The sequence below is a fragment of the Streptomyces sp. NPDC059452 genome (assembly GCF_042750035.1).
GTDB lineage: Bacteria > Actinomycetota > Actinomycetes > Streptomycetales > Streptomycetaceae > Streptomyces.
Window position 1 is genome coordinate 141,241 of sequence record NZ_JBHYVE010000021.1, and the last position, 18,563, is coordinate 159,803.

The following is an 18,563-nucleotide window of genomic DNA, read 5'->3' on the forward strand; positions in this document are numbered from 1 at the left end:
CTCTACGTTGATCATTTAGTACGCATCATCACCGGGTCGCACTACGCTGCTTCCATGAGCATGCTCACTCCCCCCGGCATGGGCGGAAAGTACCGCATCACGGGCGACGCCTACCCCCGCATGCGCCGCCCCCGGCACCGCCGCAGGATCGTCCTCGTGGGCGTCTCGGCCGTGGCGGTCCTCGGTCTGGCCGGCTGGGGAACACTGCAGCTCATCGACGTCTTCACGGGCGGCGACAAGAGTGCCAGTGCGGCCGCCCACACACGGGACTGCCCCACCCCGAAGCCGGCGGCCCCCGTCAAGGCGCTCCCGAAACCGGCCGGCATCAAGGTCAACGTCTACAACGCGACGACCCGCAGCGGGCTCGCCAAGGCCGCGGCGGACGAGCTGAAGAAGCGCGGGTTCGCCATCGGCGAGGTGGGCAACGCCTCGGAGGAGTACGACAAGAAGGTCCCCGGGACCGCGGTGCTGCTCGGCGCCCCGACGGCGGCGAACGGCAGCTTCACCGTGCTGGGCACGCAGCTGCCGGGCACGGTGCAGAAGACCGACAAGCGCAAGACGCCGGAGGTCGACCTGATCCTCGGCGCGAAGTTCAAGGCGTTCAGCACCCCGGCGGAGGCCACGGCGGCCATGACGGCCCTCACGAAGCCGTCCCCGGCGCCGTCCGCGTCCTGCTCGCCGACGAAGAACGGCTGAGGGACCCCGCCCCTCCCCGAACGCACCGGTGCCCCGCACTCCCGTTTCGTACGAGAGTGCGGGGCACCGCCCTGTTTCTTCCCTGCTCGGTCGGCCTGGCAGGTCCTGTCCTGGTCGGCTACTCCGCCGTGCCGTACATCCGGTCACCGGCGTCGCCGAGGCCCGGCACGATGTAGCCGTGCTCGTTGAGCCGCTCGTCGACGGAGGCGGTGACCACGGTGACGGGGGTGCCCGCAAGCTCGCGCTCCATCACCTCGACGCCCTCGGGCGCCGCGAGGAGGACGACGGCGGTGACATCGTCGGCGCCACGCTTGATCAGCTCGCGGATGGCCGCGACGAGGGTGCCGCCCGTGGCCAGCATCGGGTCGAGGACGTAGACCTGGCGGCCGGAGAGGTCCTCGGGCATCCGGGTCGCGTACGTCTCCGCCTGGAGCGTCTCCTCGTTGCGGATCATGCCGAGGAAGCCCACTTCGGCGGTGGGCAGCAGCCGCACCATGCCGTCCAGCATGCCGAGACCGGCGCGCAGGATCGGGACGACGAGGGGGCGGGGGTGCGAGAGCTTGACCCCCGTCGTGGGCGTCACCGGGGTCTCGATGTCGACCTGCTCGGTACGCACATCCCTGGTGGCCTCGTAGGCGAGGAGGGTGACCAGCTCGTCGGCGAGGCGCCGGAAGGTCGGGGAGTCGGTGCGCTTGTCGCGCAGCGTGGTCAGTTTGTGCGCCACCAGCGGGTGGTCGACGACGTGGATCCGCATGCGTCAACAGTAACCGCGCCTTCCGGCACTCTGCGCTGGCATCAACCACCTGTTCGGGGGGAAGGTGGGGGCATACGGACCCAGCGTTGGGGTGGTGTGTCGATGGCGGCGGACGGGGAACAGCGGCGGAACGCGGTCTCACGCGGAGTGAGCGACGCGCGCGAGCCGCGCGACACGACGGGTGACCCGACACGCGATGCGACACGCGACACGACGGGTGACGCGACACACGGCACGACGGGCGACGCGACACGCGACACGACGGGTGACGTCACGGACGCGCAGGAGAGTGACGCGGCGCGGCGCCGACGGCGCGCCCAGTTCCTCCGCGAACTCCACGAGGCCAAGCAGCTGCGCGACCGGGTGCAGCCGCGCAGGGCCCGTGCCGCCCGTATGCGCCAACAGATGCGCATGCGTACGTTCCGCTGGTGAGGCCCCTGAAGCCGCCCCGTACCACCGGCGCACTCCCCCTGCCGATCGGGTTTGTACCGGCTCCGTCAGGGCGACGCCCGACCAGGCACTCCTGGAACTGATGGCCGACGCAACGGTCGAAGAGGTCTCGCTCGGCGCTTGTTTCTGCCACGATGCCGATTGGGCGGGGCTCAGAGCAGACGGACTTTCCCGTCTGCCCTCCCGTCGGACCGATTCACCTATGACCAGTGGGAGAGTCACGGTGTACTTCGCCGCACTGCTCGCGCGCACCGAAGACGGGTGGGAAGCGAGCGATACAGAGCTCGACGATGTGGAGACCCTGTCCGACCTGACGGATCTCGCTCAGGAGGCCTCGGTGGACGAGGACACGGTCCTGGTCTACATCGAGCAGGAGGACGCCTGGTTCGGCATCCTCCGGGTGGACGGTGAGGAGGACCCCCGGATCTACGTCTCGGACGCCTCCGCCGCCGCCCGCTCCTCGTACGGGGAGATCCTGCTCACCGACGAACTGCTCGGCCGCGAACCAGGGGCCGAGGACGAGATCGCCGCACTGGAGGAGCTCGTCGACCTCGACGGCACGGAGGACGGCGAACCGGACCCGGCGGCCCGGCCCGCCACCACTTCGGCAGCCGGAACCACCGCCCTGACCGAAGACACGGGCTCCGTTTCGGATACGGGCTCCGTTTCCAACTCGGCCCCCGGCCCTGGCCTCGACCCCGACCCCGATTTCGATTCCGACGCGGTCCCGGCGGGCCCGATCGGCGAGCTGGGCATCCTTGCCGACTTCGGGATCTCCGAGAAGGACCTGCTGACGCTGCGAACCGACGCGCTGACGGAGATCGCCGACGCGCTGGGAGCGGCGGAGGTGCTGGAGGCGGTGCGGTAGGGGGCGTCCGGCGCACGGTTCGCCGGGGGCTTCCCCTCCCTCCCCTCCTTCCCTGTCCGTTGAGGTCCGCGGGCTTCCTGTCCGTTAGGGTCCGCGGGTGACCGCACGCCCGCCGAACCCCTCTTCCCCTTCCCCTACACCCCGGCCCGCCCCGGACCCCGTACGCGTACCTGTGCACGATCCCGGCCCCGACCCCGTACGCGATCCGTGGCTGGCCCCGATGCGCCGCGCCCTGGCCGAGGCCGAGCGGGCGGCGTCGGCCGGTGACGTACCGGTCGGCGCCGTCGTCCTCGCCCCCGACGGCACCGAGCTGGCCGCCGCCCACAACGAGCGCGAGGCCACCGGCGACCCGACGGCCCACGCCGAGATCCTGGCCCTGCGCCGGGCGGCGGAGGCGGTGGGCGAGTGGCGCCTGACCGACTGCACGCTGGTGGTCACCCTGGAGCCCTGCACGATGTGCGCGGGCGCGCTGGTGCAGTCCCGGGTGGCCCGGGTGGTCTACGGCGCCCGCGACGAGAAAGCGGGCGCGGCCGGCTCCCTCTGGGACGTCATCCGCGACCGCCGCCTGAACCACCGCCCGGAAGTCATCGCGGGCGTGCTGGAGGACGCCTGCGCAACGCAGCTGACGGCGTTCTTCCGCGCACTCTGACCAGGTGGGGCCCCACCTCCAAGAACCGATTTCTGTGCACGCCCCGGAATGGTCTAAGCTCTCTCTCGGTAGCGTGTCCGAGCGGCCGAAGGAGCTCGCCTCGAAAGCGAGTGTGGCGTAACCCGTCACCGTGGGTTCAAATCCCACCGCTACCGCTTCTGACGCCCCCTTGATCTGCGGAAACGCGATCAAGGGGGCGTTCTGCGTTTACGGTCTCCGATTTACGGCGCCTACGGCGCTCGGAGACGGCTCACCACGTGACGACCACCCACACGACCTTGCCGAAGGGCCGCTCGACCACACCCCACCGCGAGGCCAGAGCCTCGACGAGGTGCAGCCCCCGCCCACGGACACGCTGATCGGAGACCGGCCGAAGACGGGGCGTCCGCCGCCGGGTGTCGTGGACTTCCACGCGGCACTTCCCGGGTTCGGCGGCAACGGCGACCTTGAAGGAATCGCCGGGCTCGGACCCGTACCGAACGGCGTTGGTCACCAGCTCGCTGGCGAGGAGCTCCAGGGTGTCGAGCACGTCCTCGCCGATCGACGGCTCCTGATACGTGGCCGCTTCTCTGACGTACCGCCGGGCGGGCCCGACGGACTCCGGCACGGCCAGGTAGACCGCCTGCGGCGGCACGGGCTCCACGGCGGAGGTGCAGCGGGGCTGGATGGGCGAGATGGACGGTAAGGCGCTCGGACGCATGGTCGTCATGCGGCCCCCTCACGGTAGGGCAGGCCGACAGAGGCCCACATAGCCGTGTCGACCCGACTGCAGATCGTCACTTCAGAGTGCCGACACTCAGGGTTAAGTGCAAGCGATTCTTAGTAATGTGCAAATCTGCACTCCACTATGAGAACTGCTTGTAAGCGGGGGAGCAAAGGTGACAGCCGAGCAGCGCTGACGGCAGACTGACCGTCACCAACAGCGACGGGAGGGGTACGTGTCGGCGCCCACGGTTCGGAGACGACAACTCGGCCGCACCCTGCGAGCCATGCGGGAGCGGTTGAGCCTCACTCAGGAAGACGCTGCCGACGGCACCCGCGGAAAGATCTCCCCGGCGAAGCTGTCGCGCATCGAGACAGCCCGCAACGCCGCTTCCGCTTCGGACGTCGAACTCCTTCTGGATCTTTACGGGGTCGCCGACGCCGAGCTGCGCCGCGACATCATCCGCCTCACGCGAGAGGGCGGACAGCGCGGGTGGTGGCAGTCCTACCGAAGCGTTCTCTCCCCGGTCTACCAGGACTTGATCAGCCTTGAGGCAGAGGCGACCACCATCCGGACATGGCAGATCGCATCGATCCCCGGACTGTTGCAGACACCGCAGTACGCCCACGCGGCCATCACATCGACAGCGATGTCCGAGGCCATAAGCGACCGGGTACAAGCACTTGTCGATGTGCGGCTGGCACGGCAGTCCGTACTGTCCCGGTCAGAGCCGTTGCGCCTGCGCGCGATCATCGGGGAGGCGGCACTCCGCACCCAACTGCCGGACCCAGCCGTGATGCACGACCAGCTCTCCCGCCTGGTGCACCTCGCGACGCTGCCCAACATCAATATCCAGGTGCTACCCGTCGGCGCTCCCCTTACGGTCGGGCAGACCGGCAGCTTCGCGATCCTCGGGTTCGGCAACCTCACGGAACTGAGCGTCGTACACCTGGAGCAGCTGACCAGCGCCCTGTACGTGGAGGACCACGACCAGGTCAGCACCTATGCGGACGCCCACGAGTCACTCACGGCCGCAGCGCTCTCCGTTGAGAAGTCACTCGACCTGATCAAACAAGCAAGGGACCAGAAATGATCATCCCCGACTCTTCAAACCTCCCCGTCGCCTGGTGGAAGTCCTCCGCGTCCCACGCACAGTCGGACTGCCTGGAGTGCGGCATCGTCGACGCCGACCACATCGCCGTCCGGGACAGCAAAACGCCGAACGGGCCGGCTCTGGTCTTCGGCCGGGGTGCACTAGCGGCCATGGTCGGGGCGGTCGCGGCTGGGCTTCTGTAGCTACATGTCGATGGGCGGAACAGTTAAGGCTTCCTGCGAGGCAAGGGCCTATATGTCCGTTTCTCAAGAAGTGAGTAAAAACAGCCCCTCGGCCACATAAACCTGCAGGTCACGAACTGTGGTCCCCGCGCACGCGGGGGTGCTCCCGAGATGATCGGCGCATCGACGGGGGGCAGTCCGTGGTCCCCGCGCGTGCCGGGGGGACCTTGCCCCTGTCGGCCTCATTCGCCCCGAGGAGTGGCCCCCGCGTGTGTGGAAGTGGTCCGTAGAGAAGGCCTCAACCTGCTGGCTCGTGGCGTTGTCCCCGCAGCGGCAGGGGTGCTAGCGCACCCGGTGCCCCCGGTCCCTCGATGCCCCACGGCCCGGTGCCCTCGGTGCCCTCTGCTCAGGCGTGGGCTCCCACGTACGTCGGCAGCCCGCGCAGAACCAGACCCACCGCTGCGGCTGGGCAAGGACTCGTCCGGGTGCTGTCACGCCAAAGCGCTCGACGGCCTTGGCAGTGGGGGCAGATCGGCGGCTGGTCCACGGTGTCCTCCTGGAGCAGGTCTCGGGCCAGCCTGTCCCCGCCAAGCGGATGGTGCTGCCCTCACCCGCTCCGGCCACCCGGACGGATGACAGCGGCGGGTATCAGGATGCGCGCGTATCGGCCATTCCGTAGATGCCGTACGACGGGAAGAGGTCGACGCGGCGGGGATAGCTACCCTCCGCGCACTCTCGGCAGAGCAGGTCACGGCCGCCCGGCGTATGCCGGACGGCACGTACAGGAGCAACCCAACAGGCCTCGCAGATACGCACGTCCGTGGCCGACAAGGAAACAGTCACTCGCCCTCCACCGGGTAGGACGCAGGCTGAAGGCAAGCCGGTACCCGGCACGGCACCCGGTGCAACACCACCGTGCCGCCCGCACCGGACGCCCCGTGGACCACGACCTCCTCCGCCTGCCCGGGAGGGATCGTCTCGTCACAGCGATCACACACCACGACGGGCCTCCCGCCACGCACGCCCCAGCTGAACGGCCTTGGGGCAGGGCCGACGAGCCGACCTGCAACCGGCACAGACCACGGTGTGGCCAAGGAACATGCGGTACGCCACGTCCGGCCGAGCCACCCGCTCCACAGCCCTCACTGCACCGGCTCCGTCTCCGTCTCCGTACACCTGCGGCACCCGCAGGAGGGAAGCTGTTGCGAGGTGTCCGGCTGGTCGAGCGGGACCACTTCGGCCCGTTCACGCAGAACGCGAACGTCCCCTTCGCGATTCACCGCGTACACCTTGATCGTCATCATGGGCAATCACCCTGTCGCACGCATTGAGTGAGATGCGCAAGACGTTATGTAATCGACGACGCGGCACGCTAGCAATGTGCACCAGTGTGCATGGAAGCTTGCATCAGCGAGTGATGACCGAGAACACCCTTGACCCCCTTCTCCGTTGCCATCACCTTGGTGCACATCAGCGCACGGCCTCGTAGAGGAGACCGCAATGGACTTAGAGTTCGTCGGAATCGACCCTGAGACGGGTCAGAGCGGGTCCCCCACGGTATGGGTGGACCCGGAGACCAGAGACATCGTCATGCAGAGCTACACGGCGGACGACACAACCCGTGATGCGTGTGTCCGGAACACCGTCCCCGGTCACGCCCGGGGAATCCCCGACCACGAGACCGTCATCCGCATCCCGGCCCGCATGGTGCCGGCACTCAGGAGGGCCTGCGATGCCGCAGAACGTCAGCTTTGACGAACTCCTCAAAGCCGCACAGCGCTCCGCAGTCCACCTCGAAATGCGGGACACGTACGGCGTCGGCGACGAAGCGGAGGACTTCGCCGCCTGGCAGCGCACCGGCCGACGGGACGTAGACCCGGCATCCGCGTACTGGGCCCCGTGGGTCGGCCTCATCCAGAGCGCCGTCACGCGCGGAGTGACCGTCCGCCGGGCTCGCATCGTGTCCGAACCGGTCACCGAGTACATCCGCTACGAGCACGCGGGTACCGTCGTCAACGTCCTCGCCGGGGAGCAGGTTCGGTGGCTGCCGCGCCGCCAGGCCGTCGAACTGATGCTGCCGGGATCCGACTTGTGGATCTTCGACGGCCAGCGGGTGCTCTTCAACCACTTCACCGGTGCCGGGGGATGGTCCGACCCCGCGCTCGAACTCCGCACCGAACCCCCCATCGTGAAGCAGTGCGCCGACTCCTTCGAAGCCGTATGGGAGCGCGCCACACCGCACGACCAGTACGACCTCCTCTGACAGGAAGCACCCGCACAAACATGTCCGTCTCCCCGTCGTCCTCCGCCCAGACAGCCCGCGAGAACGTGGCCCGCCGACTCCGCGAACTCCGGCAGGACGCCGGCCTGACCGTGACCCAGCTGGCCGCTCGGTGCGGTTGGCACCACGCGAAGACGTCCCGGATCGAGAACGCCAAGACACCACCCTCGGCCCGGGACATCCGTGTCTGGTGCGCCACGTGCCAGGCGTCCGGCAGAGCGGATGACCTGATCGCCGCATCCCGCCAAGCCGAGACGCTCTACACGGAGTGGCGTCGCCGGGTGCGAACGGGTCTGCGGCAACTCCAGGACAGCTACCTGGAGTTGTACCGCTCAACCAGAACGTTCCGCGTCTACTCGCCCACCCTGGTGCCTGGCCTCGTACAGACCGAGGGGTACGCCGCCGCCCTGCTCAGCACGAACGCGCGTCTGCTCGAAGTCCCCGACGACGGCCCGGAAGCAGCGGCGGCCAGGGTCGAGCGGTCCCGGATCATCCGGGAACCAGGACACCGGGTCCTGCTCCTCATCGAGGAATCGGTGCTCCACTTCCAACTCGGCTCCGCCGATGCCGTCGCCGCTCAGCTCGGCCATCTGCTGTCCGTCGGGGCGCTGCCCGCCGTGTCGTTGGGCATCATCCCCATGGCCACCAGGGAGCGCACGCTCTGGCCGCAGGAGACCTTCCACATCTACGACGACACCCTCGTCTCCGTGGAACTGCTCTCCGCACAGGTCAACATCACCCAGCCCAGCGAGATCGCCCTGTACCTCAAGGCGTTCGAACAGTTGCGGTCCATGGCTGTTTACGGCGCCGACGCGCGAACGCTGATCGTGAAGGCCATCGACGCCCTGCCCTGACCCGGAGCGCTCCATTCCCGAAGCTCGGGTCCCAAGCGCCGGGCTTCGAGCGTCGGGACCGGGCCGTTCACTCTTGCGGGGGTACGGGGATGGGGCCACGGCCCGAAGCTCGGGTCCCGGGATTCGGGCCTCGGGGCGCGAGACCCGGGATTCGAGCGCCTTCTTTAACCGGTGGGTAAGTGAAGGGGGTTGGGAAAACCTCCCCCACCTCCCTACCCCGTAACGGCGAGGAAGTATGACTAATCGTGACGGCTTGCGGCGGAGCGTCACGAGTGCTTACGGTTCGAGAACTAAGCGACCCCGGTAGGTGTTGGGACACCGAGCCGGGGTCTGACCGCAAGATCGAAACCCTAGAAAGACGATCCCATGGCTACACAGCACCTTAGCCCCGCCCCGCACGCCCCCGCACTTTCCCCGACATACCCGATGGCCAACCCCGGCTACGGCAAGCGCTCCGCACCCGACCAACGCCCACGTACGCCCCAGGACTTCGCCCTCCTGCCGATGCGTGAGCGGTACGTTGCCGGGTTCCTCGACCACCTCCCCGAGGGCGCGGCGATGAGCGTGAAGCAGCTCGCCAAACAGCTCCCGCTCTACGGGCAACAAGCCGTCTCCACGGCGCTGACGGCCCTGTCGGTGGCGGGCTATCTGCGGCGCGTACGGTGCCCGGTCGGCGCGGGCGACGGGACGAGGTGGGTCTCCCGTACCTTCTGGTCCCGCACCGCCCGCGACAACGAGTGGTGGAACACCTACCTGGCCACCGAGACCGCCACGCAGACGGCGGGCCCGGAACCGGAGGCGACGCCCCCGCCGCCGTGGGCCCCGTTCGAGGAGGAACCCCCGCCGCCCGCCCCGGAGGACCTCGGCCCGGAACAGGGCCCCGAAGCCACCGCCGTACCGCAGCAACGCACCCCGGTTCAGGCCCCGGACGCCGAACCCGCGCCTCCCGCCCCGAACGCGGCCCCGGCAGCACTCCAGGCCCCCGAAGCAGGTCCTTCTCCCGCCTACCTCGCCCTGGCCCGCCTGGGCCGCACCGACCACCGCCTCGCGCTCTCCGCCGACGACTGCGCCGCCCTGGAAACCCAGGCCGCCGAATGGCTCAACCGGGGCGTGAGCGTTGACTACCTCACCAACGCCCTCACCGCAGGACTCCCCACCAAGGTCGACTCCCCCGTCGGCCTCCTCCGCCGCCGCCTCACTGACAAAATGCCACCCCACCTGCCGGCCGAGAACACCCCAACCACCCCCACCCGCCACCGCCTCCTCATGGAATGCACCGACTGCGGCCGCCCCGCCCGCCCCGAAAACCTCCCCGACGGCCTCTGCCGCCCCTGCCGCACCACCCACATCGACCAGGCCCCGGCCCAACCCGCCGAAGTCGCCGACATCAAGGTGCGCATGGCCAACCTCCGCAACCTCCTCAAACCCGTCTGAGGACCAGCAGCATGGGATCGCCTGAGTGCCTCGCCCTGAGACCTGACGGCGCCTCTCGCACAGCCCTGGCGGAGACCCGGGTGCCGGGGCCGTGAGAGGCGGCGGAAAGCCTGCGAACGCTCTCGGTCTCTGCTGCGCAGTGGCTAACCTGCGGAGAAGATGAGCCTCTGGCCCGCGAGGGGCGACACACCCCCGCCGCAAAGGCCGGAGGGGAGGTGCAGCCTCCGGCTCGGCCTGACCGTTCGATAGGGGGGATATGCCCGTTTCTCAAGAAGTGAGTAAACCGAGCCCCTGGCCGCATAAGACCGCAGGTCACGAAGTGGTCCCCGCGCGTGCGGGGTGGTCCCGGTGCGACCTTCTCGGCGTCCGAGTGGACCCCGTGGTCCCCGCGCACGCGGGGAAAGGTACGGCGCCCGGCGCCGGAGTCAGGTCGGGGGAAGCGGCGTCGGGGGGTGAGCCGCTTCCCCCGGTGGGAACAGGGCCTTCGGTCAGCCGTCGCGGTCAGGGGGGAAATCGCGCGGCGGTGACCCCACAGTGAGGGCCTGTTCCGGGCCTCCGGGTCCTGCCAGGGCCGGAGGGCCCGGGGTCCATCCTGCCGGGGTGCAGAAGCCGTACGGGCGGGCAAAAGGCCTCAGCCGGCAGGTCGTAGGTCCTTAAAAGGTGCATCAGTGATCGAGAGCAGCCACTGGATACGGCCATGCGTACGGATACAATCTGCCGATCGCACGCGAGGGCCGGACGAGGTCCAGGCGGAGCCCGGGCGGGGTCTACGGGGAGGCAAGGCAGTGGCGCAAGCGAGGAAGGTCGCGCTCTACATAGTGGTGGTCTTCGTGGTGTACACGATCATCACCTCGCCCCAGCGGTCCGCGGAGCTCGTGGGGGTAGGGTTCGAAGGCGTTTCCAGCGCCGCTCAGAGCGTCGGTGACTTCATGTCCGAACTGGTGAAGTAGCGAAGCAGTAGAAGCAGTAGGGGTACCTATGATCCGCCACCTTGTTCTTTTCAAGCTCAACGAAGGCGTCGAGCGGGACGATCCGCGGGTCGTCGCCGGGGACCGGGCCTTCCGGGAGCTGGAGGGGCAGGTTCCGGAGCTGGAGTTCTGGGAGTGCGCCTGGAACATCACCGACCGGCCGATCGCGTACGACTACGCCATCAACTCCGCCGTCGCCGACGAGGACGCCCTCAAGCGCTACATCGAGCACCCGGCCCACCAGGCCGCCGCGGGCCAGTGGCGCGAATTCGCCACTTGGGTGATCGCGGACTATCCGTTCTGACCTCTCCCCCCACCGCTTGCAGGACCGGCTCCACCCGCCCCTCGCCGTTGCAGGCGAGGGGTTTCTTCGTGCTTTTTGAGCCTTTATGGCCTCAACACGTCGTTTTGCGGTGCTTGCACACAGTGGGCATGTCTTGTGATGCTATGACCGCTTTTGACGGATGAGTTGACCGTAATTGATCGCGAAGGGGTGGCGTCACCGTGCCGGCCAGTACAGCGCCTCAAGTGCCTCCCCAGTCCGTCCAGCCGTCCCAGCAGCCCTCCCAGCACCCCCCTCAGGGGGTCGTCGTTCAGGGGGCCGCCCAGGAGGCCGTTCAGGGCGCCGCGCAGACCGTCGTCCCGGCCGGGGAGATCCAGACCGAGACCCCTGACCCCACCGCCCCGCCCGCCAGGACCCGCGGGGCGGACACGCGGGCCCTCACCCAGGTGCTTTTCGGCCAGCTCAAGGAGCTGGAGCCCGGCACCCCGGAGCACGGCCGTGTCCGGGCCGCACTCATCGAGGCGAACCTGCCCCTCGTCCGGTACGCCGCCGCCCGCTTCCGGAGCCGTAACGAACCGATGGAGGACGTCGTCCAGGTCGGCACCATCGGGCTGATCAACGCCATCGACCGCTTCGACCCGGAACGCGGTGTCCAGTTCCCCACGTTCGCGATGCCCACCGTCGTCGGCGAGATCAAGCGCTACTTCCGCGACAACGTCCGCACCGTCCACGTCCCCCGCCGGCTGCACGAGCTCTGGGTCCAGGTCACCGGCGCCACCGAGGACCTGACGACCGCCCACGGGCGCTCCCCCACCACCGCCGAGATCGCCGAGCGGCTGAAGATCTCCGAGGACGAGGTGCTCGCCTGCATCGAGGCCGGGCGCTCGTACCACGCCACCTCCCTGGAAGCGGCACAAGAAGGCGACGGGCTGCCCGGACTGCTCGACCGGCTCGGCTACGAAGACCCCGCGCTCGCCGGTGTCGAGCACCGCGACCTCGTACGCCACCTCCTCGTCCAGCTCCCCGAGCGCGAGCAGCGCATCCTCCTCCTGCGCTACTACTCAAACTTGACCCAGTCTCAGATCAGCGCCGAACTCGGTGTCTCCCAGATGCATGTGTCAAGGCTTCTGGCGCGAAGTTTCGCCCGACTGAGGTCCGCAAACAGGATCGAAGCGTAACCGGAACGGGTAGACCCTCCACGGACCGGTTCTGACGGCATAAAAGCCCTACACCCCCTGTTTCCAGGGCGGATTCAGCGCTGACTTGTCGACATGTCACTACAGCGTGTTGCCGACATGTGACATTCTGCTCGAAGCGCGTTTGCCGCAGCCCCGCCTCCGGTATTCAGGTGGAGGCTGCGTTCCTCCGATGGTCGCGGCCACCGCGACCGTCCGCGACCTCAAGGGGGTGGCATGTCCGCAGAACAGGGCAGCTCGAAGGTGCTCACGCTCACGAAGAGCGTGCCGGCACCCGCCGTGCTCACCAGCTCGCCGGAAGCCATCGACACCCGCACTCTGTCCCGCTCCCTGTTCCTGCGGCTCGCCGCGCTCGGCCCCGCTTCGGGTCCCGAGGGAACGGACAGTCCGGAGCGGACCTATGTGCGGGACACACTCATCGAGCTCAACCTCCCGCTGGTGCGTTACGCCGCGGCGCGGTTCCGGAGCCGTAACGAACCGATGGAGGACATCGTCCAGGTCGGCACGATCGGCCTGATCAAGGCGATCGACCGGTTCGACTGCGAACGGGGCGTGGAGTTCCCGACGTTCGCGATGCCCACCGTCGTCGGCGAAATCAAACGCTTCTTCCGCGACACCTCCTGGTCCGTACGGGTCCCCCGGCGCCTCCAGGAGCTGCGGCTCGCGCTGACGAAGACCAGCGACGAGCTGGCCCAGAAGCTCGACCGCTCGCCGACCGTGCCGGAGCTCGCCCGGGCGCTCGGGGTCTCCGAGGAGGACGTGGTCGACGGTCTCGCCGTCGGCAACGCGTACACCGCCTCCTCCCTCGACTCCCCCTCGCCCGAGGACGACGGCGGCGAGGGCTCCCTCGCCGACCGCCTCGGCTACGAGGACGCGGCGCTGGAGGGTGTGGAGTACCGCGAGTCGCTGAAGCCGCTGCTGGCCAAGCTCGCCCCGCGCGAGCGGCAGATCATCATGTTGCGCTTCTTCGCCAACATGACCCAGTCGCAGATCGGCGAGGAGGTCGGCATCTCCCAGATGCACGTCTCCCGGCTGCTCACCCGCACCCTCGCCCAGCTCAGGGAAGGGCTCATCTCCGACTGAGTCGTCGCACGAGCGACACAAGCCGGGTAAGACGGGTAAGCCGTGCATGAGGGTTCTGATTTGACGGTGCGTCAGACACACTGGCGCGATGCGACGTCAGATGCGTCAGATACGTCAGATGCGTGAGGCACCTGGGCCCAACGGCCGCCGAGGCACCGTGATCGCCGCCTCGGCGGTCGCGCTGTGTCTGGGCGGCGGTCTCCTGGTCGGCTGCGGGGGCGGGCCGGACGGGGACGGTTACGCGGCGGTGGGCGCGGTCGGAAGCGGGCCCGAGCGGTCTGCGGGCGGCGGCTCGGGGCCCTCGGGGCCCTCGGGACCCTCGGGGACCGTGACGCTGGTCCCGTTGGACGGCGGGGCTGAGGAGGGCGTGGGGGGCGCCGGGGGGAGCGGTGGCAGCCGGTCCCCGGGGGCCTCCTCGTCGCCCTCCGGAGGCGCCTACGGCTCCGATGGCGCCGGAGGCCCTGAAGCCGCGGAAGCCGCAGAAGTCGCTGAGGGGCTCGTGGGAGGTCCCGCGGCGCGGCTCCCGGGTTCCGGGCCGGGGGGCGGCGGGAGCGGAGCGCGTACGGGGGCACCTGGCGGGGCTGGAGCGGGGGCCGCCGGACCGGGGGCAGGGTCGGGGTCCGGATCCGGGGCTGGGGCAGGAGCCGGGGCTGGGACAGGAGTCGGGGCTGGGACAGGAGCCGGGGCTGGGGCCGGGAAGCCTGGAGAGGCCGGGAAGCCATCGGATCCCTCGAAGCCCGGCGGCCAGCCCTCCACGCCGTCCAAGCCGTCGCAGCCGCAGCCCTCCAAGCCGTCCAAGCCGTCCAAGCCGTCCGAGCCGTCCGCCCCCGGTGGCAGCCCCAAGCCCGCCCCGCCCCCGACGCCCGCCGTGCTGAAGCTGGGCGCCCCGCAGCGTGCGCCGGCGGAGAAGCGGTGGTGCGAGAAGGTCACCGTGGAGTTCCGCAACACCGGCGGCTCCCCCGCCCGTTCGGGCAGCGTCACCTTCGAGACGCACATCATCGGGGCCCTGGGCGTCGACTGGGCCACCATCACATCCAGCCAGTCCCTGCCGACGCCCATCGCGGGCGGCGCGACGCGCTCGGAGACGTACACCGTCTGCGTGGACTCCTGGCGCGTTCCCCTGGGGATGCGCATCGAGACCCAGGACGTCTCCGCCGTGTGGCAGTGAGCCCTCAGGGGGCATGCGACGGGGCAGCGTACGGAAACACCCGTGGGGCCGACGGCGGCCGCAGGCGTTCGCGGTTCGCCGTCCGCCCCACGGGCGTTCAGGTCGTCATACGTCGTTCAGTCGTTCAGTGGTCGATACGTCAGCGAAGTGCGAGCCACGCCACCGCGCCGAGGACGGCGACGACCGCGACGACGATCGCGATCACCCCGACTCTCGGCCCGGACGAGGCCGCGGCCGGCTGCGCCCGGCGCTGCGGCTCGCCCTCGTCGACGAAGGCGCGGAACATCTGCGTGCTGCCCGCCGGATCAGGGGTGCCCTCGGGGCCCGGCTGAGGGGCGTGGGGGTTGTGTGCCATGGGGCAGGACCCTAGCGAACTCGGGCCTGCCGCCCAACCCCCGGCCACCCCGCACCCCGCCCGACCAGCGGCAGAACCCGCAGAACCCAACGGCAGAACCCGGGGAATCCAGCGGTGGAACCCGGGGAACAGGGGGCTTGACCCGGAGCCTACGGAGGCTTTTGCGTTCCTTTACTTCTGCAAGGCCGTTTTCGTTTGCCTGCAGCAACCAACGGCTTCTATGGTTGCCCTAAGCAACAACATGGACATCAGTGCGTTGGGGGGTCCCGTGGCCGCACGGAGCCGGTACGAGGAACTGGCACGGCAGCTCAGTGCCGTCGGGGCCGTCAAGCGGGGGCTCGCCCGCGCACTGCCGCCCGAGTGTCCCGGTGGCTCCGCCGCCGTGCTGACGCTCCTGGACCGGCACGGCGAGATGCGGATGAGCAGGCTCGCCGAGCTGATGGCCGTGGACCTCTCGGTGACCAGTCGCCACGTGGCCCATGTGGCCGAGCACGGCTGGATCGAACGGTCCCCGGACCCGGCGGACAAGCGGTCCCGCATCCTGCGGCTGACCCCCGGCGGCCACGCGCAGCTCGACGAGCTGACGCGGCGGACCACCGATGTGTTCGCCCGCAACCTCTCGGACTGGTCCGACGACGACGTCGGCCGGCTCAATGCGCTGCTGTCCCGGCTGCGCGACAGCTTCGCCTGTCGCGGACCGGGCGGCTGCGCCCCCGGAAGCCACTCCGGCGAGTGCCGGAACGGGCTCGGCGACGACGCGCACACCCGTACACCTGTGTAACAGAAGCAAATACGCACGGATAAGGAACTCAATGGCTACGACCACACCGGCCGGTGTGCGGGGCGGCCACGCCAAGCACGGAGGTCATGGAGGCCACGCGAGCCCCGGCGGCTCCGGCGGCTCCGGCGCTTCCGACGGCACGCCGATGACACACCGCCAGATCATGGAGGCGCTGACCGGGCTGCTGCTCGGCATGTTCGTCGCGATCCTGTCGTCGACGGTCGTCTCCAACGCCCTCCCCGAGATCATCTCCGACCTCGGCGGCGGGCAGAGCGCCTACACCTGGGTCGTCACGGCCTCGCTGCTGGCCATGACCGCCACCACCCCGCTCTGGGGCAAGCTCTCGGACCTCTTCAGCAAGAAGCTGCTGGTCCAGATAGCGCTGATCATCTACGTCCTGGGATCGGTCGTCGCCGGTCTGTCGACCAGCAGCGGGATGCTCATCGCCTGCCGCGTCGTCCAGGGCATCGGCGTGGGCGGCCTCTCCGCCCTCGCGCAGATCGTGATGGCCGCGATGATCGCCCCGCGCGAGCGCGGCCGCTACAGCGGCTACCTGGGCGCGGTGTTCGCCGTCGCGACCGTCGGCGGCCCGCTGCTCGGCGGTGTCATCACCGACACCAGCTGGATGGGCTGGCGCTGGTGCTTCTACGTGGGTGTGCCGTTCGCGATCATCGCCCTCATCGTGCTCCAGAAGACCCTGAAGCTCCCGGTCGTCAAGCGCGAGGGCGTCAGGGTCGACTGGGCCGGCGCGTTCTTCATCAGCGCCGCCGTCTCGCTGCTGCTGGTCTGGGTGACCTTCGCGGGTGACAAGTACGACTGGCTGTCCTGGCAGACGTACGTGATGGTCGCGGGCTCGGTCCTGCTCGGCCTGATCTTCGTCCTCATCGAGTCGCGGGCCGCCGAACCGATCATCCCGCTGCGCCTCTTCCGCAACCGCACCATCACGCTGGCCTCGATCGCCTCGCTCTTCGTCGGTATCGCGATGTTCGCGGGCACGGTCTTCTTCAGCCAGTACTTCCAGCTCGCGCGCGGCAAGTCGCCGACGATGTCCGGCGTCATGACCATCCCGATGATCGCGGGCCTCTTCCTCTCCTCGACCGTCTCCGGACAGGTCATCACCAAGACCGGTCGCTGGAAGGCCTGGCTGGTCAGCGGTGGCTTCCTGGTCACGGCCGGGCTCGGTCTGCTCGGCACGATCCGGTACGACACCGAGTACTGGCACGTCGCCGTCTACATGTTCGTCATGGGCCTCGGCATCGGCATGATGATGCAGAACCTGGTCCTCGCCACGCAGAACCAGGTCGCTCCCGAGGACCTCGGTTCCGCGAGCTCCGTCGTCACCTTCTTCCGGTCCCTCGGCGGCGCGATCGGCGTCTCGGCGCTCGGTGCCGTCCTGGGCAACCGCGTCACCCACTACGTGAAGGACGGCCTCGCCGCCCTCGGGCCCGAGGGCGCCGCCTTCGGCCACGGCGGTACGGGCGGCGGGGGCATCCCCGACCTGGACAAGCTGCCCGAGCCCTTCCGTACGGTCATGGAGGCCGCGTACGGGCACGGCGTCGGCGACGTCTTCCTTTACGCCGCTCCGTGCGCGCTGATCGCCTTCGTCGTGACGCTCTTCATCAAGGAAGTCGCGCTGAAGAGCAGTGCTGGGAACGACACCCTGGAGGCTGCCTCGGCGCAGGCGGAAGTTCCGGCTGCCGTCGGCGCCACGGCTCTCGCCTCCGAGGGCGCCGCCGGGGTCACCTCGGTCGGTGCGGTCGATGCCGTCACCTCGTACGACACCGTTCAGGGCACTCCCGTACGGGGTGTGGTGCGCGGCGCCGAAGGGGCTCCGGTCGCCCAGGCCGACGGCACGTACACCCTGGACGCGCCGGGCTCCGGCAGCTACGTCCTGATCGCCTCCGCCGACGGTTTCCAGCCGCAGGCGTCCACCGTGGTCGTCGGCGGGGAGCCGCTGGCCTTCGACATCCTGCTCTCCGGTACGAGCGGACTGGCCGGGACCGTACGGGCCGCCGAGTCCGGTGCGCCGGTCGAGGGCGCGATGGTCGTCGTGACCGACGTACGCGGCGATGTGCTGGCCACCGGAGTCTCCGGCGGCTCGGGCGAGTTCGCGTTCGGCGAGCTGATCCCGGGCTCCGTGACCGTCGCGGTCAACGCGGCCGGGTTCCGCCCGCTGGCCCTGCCGGTGGAGATCGGCGGCCAGGGCGTCACCCACGTCGAGGCCGCCCTGCGGGCCGGGGCGCTGGTCCGGGGCACCGTACGGGCCGGGGCCGCCCGCAGCCCGCTGGCCGACGCCCGGGTCACGCTGATCGACGCGGCGGGCAACGTGGTCGCCTCCGCGACGACCGGCGAGGACGGCGCGTACGCCTTCACCGACCTGGACGCGGGCGAGTACACGGTCATCGCGACCGGCTATCCGCCGGTGCCGGGCGCGCTGACGGTGAGCGGGCAGGGCATCGACGGGCACGACATCGAACTCGCCCACCCGGGGGAGTGATCGACCCGGTGCGTTGATCCCTTCAGTACGTTCACGCGTGCACCTAGATGTGCGCCTAGGTGCACACCTATAGGGATGCGCGTGAACGTACTGAAGGGATCGCAAAGACCCCTGGTCGGACGGCACTTCTTGCGGAGAGGCTGTCGCGGCCGGGCGGCCTGCTTCAGCTTCATGAGGGCCTCGTGCCGGTTGCCGGCCTTGGCCCAGTGCTCGTGGGCGTGCAGGTCGGCGCCGACCTCGGTGAGCGCGAAGCGGTTCTCCTCGGTCG

Annotated in this window: 21 protein-coding genes and 1 tRNA gene; 19 read left to right on the forward strand and 3 right to left on the reverse strand. The window is 69.4% G+C overall.

Annotation, left to right across the window (positions count from 1 at the left end; translation table 11 throughout):
* The first annotated feature begins 78 nt into the window (after window positions 1–78).
* Window positions 79–696, forward strand: a complete 618-nt coding sequence (locus tag ACFW9Z_RS25980; RefSeq protein ID WP_384644982.1) for a LytR C-terminal domain-containing protein — start codon at window positions 79–81, stop codon at window positions 694–696.
* 118 nt (window positions 697–814) lie between these two features.
* On the opposite strand, the gene upp is transcribed toward ACFW9Z_RS25980, so the two are convergent.
* Entirely contained in the window at window positions 815–1,450 is a 636-nt protein-coding gene (gene upp, locus ACFW9Z_RS25985; RefSeq protein WP_018513622.1) for a uracil phosphoribosyltransferase, read from the reverse strand.
* 147 nt (window positions 1,451–1,597) lie between these two features.
* On the opposite strand from upp, the gene ACFW9Z_RS25990 reads away from it, so the two are divergent.
* The 4 genes from ACFW9Z_RS25990 (at window position 1,598) to ACFW9Z_RS26005 (ending at window position 3,572) form a co-directional block, all read left to right on the forward strand.
* A complete protein-coding gene (locus tag ACFW9Z_RS25990; protein ID WP_384644939.1) occupies window positions 1,598–1,882 on the forward strand; it encodes a hypothetical protein in 285 nt (94 codons plus the stop codon).
* A gap of 241 nt (window positions 1,883–2,123) precedes the next feature.
* Complete coding sequence (locus ACFW9Z_RS25995; protein ID WP_384644983.1) at window positions 2,124–2,768, forward strand: hypothetical protein; 645 nt, start codon at window positions 2,124–2,126, stop codon at window positions 2,766–2,768.
* Between the two features lie 220 nt (window positions 2,769–2,988).
* Complete coding sequence (gene tadA / locus ACFW9Z_RS26000) at window positions 2,989–3,417, forward strand: tRNA adenosine(34) deaminase TadA (RefSeq protein WP_384644984.1); 429 nt, start codon at window positions 2,989–2,991, stop codon at window positions 3,415–3,417.
* 67 nt (window positions 3,418–3,484) lie between these two features.
* Window positions 3,485–3,572: transfer RNA gene (locus ACFW9Z_RS26005), tRNA-Ser, on the forward strand.
* Window positions 3,573–3,667: 95 nt separating this feature from the next.
* Here ACFW9Z_RS26005 and ACFW9Z_RS26010 read toward each other — a convergent pair.
* Window positions 3,668–4,126, reverse strand: coding sequence for an ATP-binding protein (locus ACFW9Z_RS26010; RefSeq protein ID WP_384644941.1), 459 nt, complete (start codon window positions 4,124–4,126; stop codon window positions 3,668–3,670).
* Between the two features lie 229 nt (window positions 4,127–4,355).
* Here ACFW9Z_RS26010 and ACFW9Z_RS26015 point away from each other — a divergent pair, with 229 nt between their 5' ends.
* From ACFW9Z_RS26015 to ACFW9Z_RS26065, 11 genes are all read left to right on the forward strand, one after another.
* Entirely contained in the window at window positions 4,356–5,213 is an 858-nt protein-coding gene (locus ACFW9Z_RS26015; protein ID WP_384644943.1) for a helix-turn-helix domain-containing protein, read from the forward strand.
* Complete coding sequence (locus ACFW9Z_RS26020) at window positions 5,210–5,416, forward strand: DUF397 domain-containing protein (RefSeq protein WP_384644945.1); 207 nt, start codon at window positions 5,210–5,212, stop codon at window positions 5,414–5,416. The genes ACFW9Z_RS26015 and ACFW9Z_RS26020 overlap by 4 nt, the downstream gene beginning before the upstream one ends.
* A 1,479-nt stretch (window positions 5,417–6,895) precedes the next feature.
* Window positions 6,896–7,150 carry a hypothetical protein gene (locus ACFW9Z_RS26025; RefSeq protein WP_384644947.1) on the forward strand — a complete coding sequence of 85 codons (255 nt, stop codon included), beginning with the start codon at window positions 6,896–6,898 and terminating at the stop codon, window positions 7,148–7,150.
* A complete protein-coding gene (locus ACFW9Z_RS26030; protein ID WP_384644949.1) occupies window positions 7,128–7,658 on the forward strand; it encodes a DUF6879 family protein in 531 nt (176 codons plus the stop codon). Before ACFW9Z_RS26025 ends, ACFW9Z_RS26030 begins: the two co-directional genes overlap by 23 nt.
* Before the next feature lie 20 nt (window positions 7,659–7,678).
* The gene (locus ACFW9Z_RS26035) at window positions 7,679–8,530 is read left to right on the forward strand and encodes a helix-turn-helix domain-containing protein (protein ID WP_384644951.1); all 852 of its coding nucleotides are present in this window, start codon (window positions 7,679–7,681) and stop codon (window positions 8,528–8,530) included.
* Between the two features lie 366 nt (window positions 8,531–8,896).
* Window positions 8,897–9,964: a MarR family transcriptional regulator gene (locus ACFW9Z_RS26040; RefSeq protein WP_384644953.1), complete on the forward strand. Its 1,068-nt coding sequence runs from the start codon at window positions 8,897–8,899 to the stop codon at window positions 9,962–9,964.
* A gap of 785 nt (window positions 9,965–10,749) precedes the next feature.
* Complete coding sequence (locus tag ACFW9Z_RS26045; RefSeq protein ID WP_384644955.1) at window positions 10,750–10,914, forward strand: hypothetical protein; 165 nt, start codon at window positions 10,750–10,752, stop codon at window positions 10,912–10,914.
* Between the two features lie 28 nt (window positions 10,915–10,942).
* Complete coding sequence (locus tag ACFW9Z_RS26050; RefSeq protein WP_003967684.1) at window positions 10,943–11,236, forward strand: Dabb family protein; 294 nt, start codon at window positions 10,943–10,945, stop codon at window positions 11,234–11,236.
* Between the two features lie 200 nt (window positions 11,237–11,436).
* Complete coding sequence (locus ACFW9Z_RS26055; RefSeq protein WP_384644957.1) at window positions 11,437–12,393, forward strand: SigB/SigF/SigG family RNA polymerase sigma factor; 957 nt, start codon at window positions 11,437–11,439, stop codon at window positions 12,391–12,393.
* Window positions 12,394–12,627: 234 nt separating this feature from the next.
* Window positions 12,628–13,494: an RNA polymerase sigma factor SigF gene (locus ACFW9Z_RS26060; protein ID WP_336678769.1), complete on the forward strand. Its 867-nt coding sequence runs from the start codon at window positions 12,628–12,630 to the stop codon at window positions 13,492–13,494.
* A gap of 868 nt (window positions 13,495–14,362) precedes the next feature.
* Window positions 14,363–14,662, forward strand: coding sequence for a hypothetical protein (locus tag ACFW9Z_RS26065; RefSeq protein ID WP_384644959.1), 300 nt, complete (start codon window positions 14,363–14,365; stop codon window positions 14,660–14,662).
* A gap of 139 nt (window positions 14,663–14,801) precedes the next feature.
* Here ACFW9Z_RS26065 and ACFW9Z_RS26070 read toward each other — a convergent pair whose 3' ends face one another.
* Window positions 14,802–15,017, reverse strand: a complete 216-nt coding sequence (locus ACFW9Z_RS26070; RefSeq protein ID WP_384644961.1) for a hypothetical protein — start codon at window positions 15,015–15,017, stop codon at window positions 14,802–14,804.
* A gap of 268 nt (window positions 15,018–15,285) precedes the next feature.
* On the opposite strand from ACFW9Z_RS26070, the gene ACFW9Z_RS26075 reads away from it, so the two are divergent.
* The 3 genes from ACFW9Z_RS26075 to ACFW9Z_RS26085 form a co-directional block, all read left to right on the forward strand.
* Window positions 15,286–15,798 carry a MarR family winged helix-turn-helix transcriptional regulator gene (locus ACFW9Z_RS26075; RefSeq protein ID WP_384644963.1) on the forward strand — a complete coding sequence of 171 codons (513 nt, stop codon included), beginning with the start codon at window positions 15,286–15,288 and terminating at the stop codon, window positions 15,796–15,798.
* A gap of 31 nt (window positions 15,799–15,829) precedes the next feature.
* Window positions 15,830–18,295 (forward strand): MFS transporter, encoded by a 2,466-nt coding sequence (locus ACFW9Z_RS26080; RefSeq protein WP_384644965.1) that lies wholly within the window; start codon window positions 15,830–15,832, stop codon window positions 18,293–18,295.
* 59 nt (window positions 18,296–18,354) lie between these two features.
* The coding region (locus ACFW9Z_RS26085; protein ID WP_384644967.1) for a hypothetical protein at window positions 18,355–18,563 on the forward strand (209 nt) is incomplete at its 3' end.

Excerpts from the sequence above, each read along its gene's own strand:
- ACFW9Z_RS25980 (WP_384644982.1), top strand. The coding sequence starts at position 79 with ATGGGCGGAAAGTACCGCATCACGGGCGACGCCTACCCCCGCATGCGC.
- upp (WP_018513622.1), bottom strand. The coding sequence starts at position 1,450 with ATGCGGATCCACGTCGTCGACCACCCGCTGGTGGCGCACAAACTGACC.
- tadA (WP_384644984.1), top strand. The coding sequence starts at position 2,989 with ATGCGCCGCGCCCTGGCCGAGGCCGAGCGGGCGGCGTCGGCCGGTGAC.
- ACFW9Z_RS26010 (WP_384644941.1), bottom strand. The coding sequence starts at position 4,126 with ATGACGACCATGCGTCCGAGCGCCTTACCGTCCATCTCGCCCATCCAG.
- ACFW9Z_RS26020 (WP_384644945.1), top strand. The coding sequence starts at position 5,210 with ATGATCATCCCCGACTCTTCAAACCTCCCCGTCGCCTGGTGGAAGTCC.
- ACFW9Z_RS26025 (WP_384644947.1), top strand. The coding sequence starts at position 6,896 with ATGGACTTAGAGTTCGTCGGAATCGACCCTGAGACGGGTCAGAGCGGG.
- ACFW9Z_RS26030 (WP_384644949.1), top strand. The coding sequence starts at position 7,128 with ATGCCGCAGAACGTCAGCTTTGACGAACTCCTCAAAGCCGCACAGCGC.
- ACFW9Z_RS26035 (WP_384644951.1), top strand. The coding sequence starts at position 7,679 with ATGTCCGTCTCCCCGTCGTCCTCCGCCCAGACAGCCCGCGAGAACGTG.
- ACFW9Z_RS26040 (WP_384644953.1), top strand. The coding sequence starts at position 8,897 with ATGGCTACACAGCACCTTAGCCCCGCCCCGCACGCCCCCGCACTTTCC.
- ACFW9Z_RS26050 (WP_003967684.1), top strand. The coding sequence starts at position 10,943 with ATGATCCGCCACCTTGTTCTTTTCAAGCTCAACGAAGGCGTCGAGCGG.
- ACFW9Z_RS26060 (WP_336678769.1), top strand. The coding sequence starts at position 12,628 with ATGTCCGCAGAACAGGGCAGCTCGAAGGTGCTCACGCTCACGAAGAGC.
- ACFW9Z_RS26070 (WP_384644961.1), bottom strand. The coding sequence starts at position 15,017 with ATGGCACACAACCCCCACGCCCCTCAGCCGGGCCCCGAGGGCACCCCT.
- ACFW9Z_RS26080 (WP_384644965.1), top strand. The coding sequence starts at position 15,830 with ATGGCTACGACCACACCGGCCGGTGTGCGGGGCGGCCACGCCAAGCAC.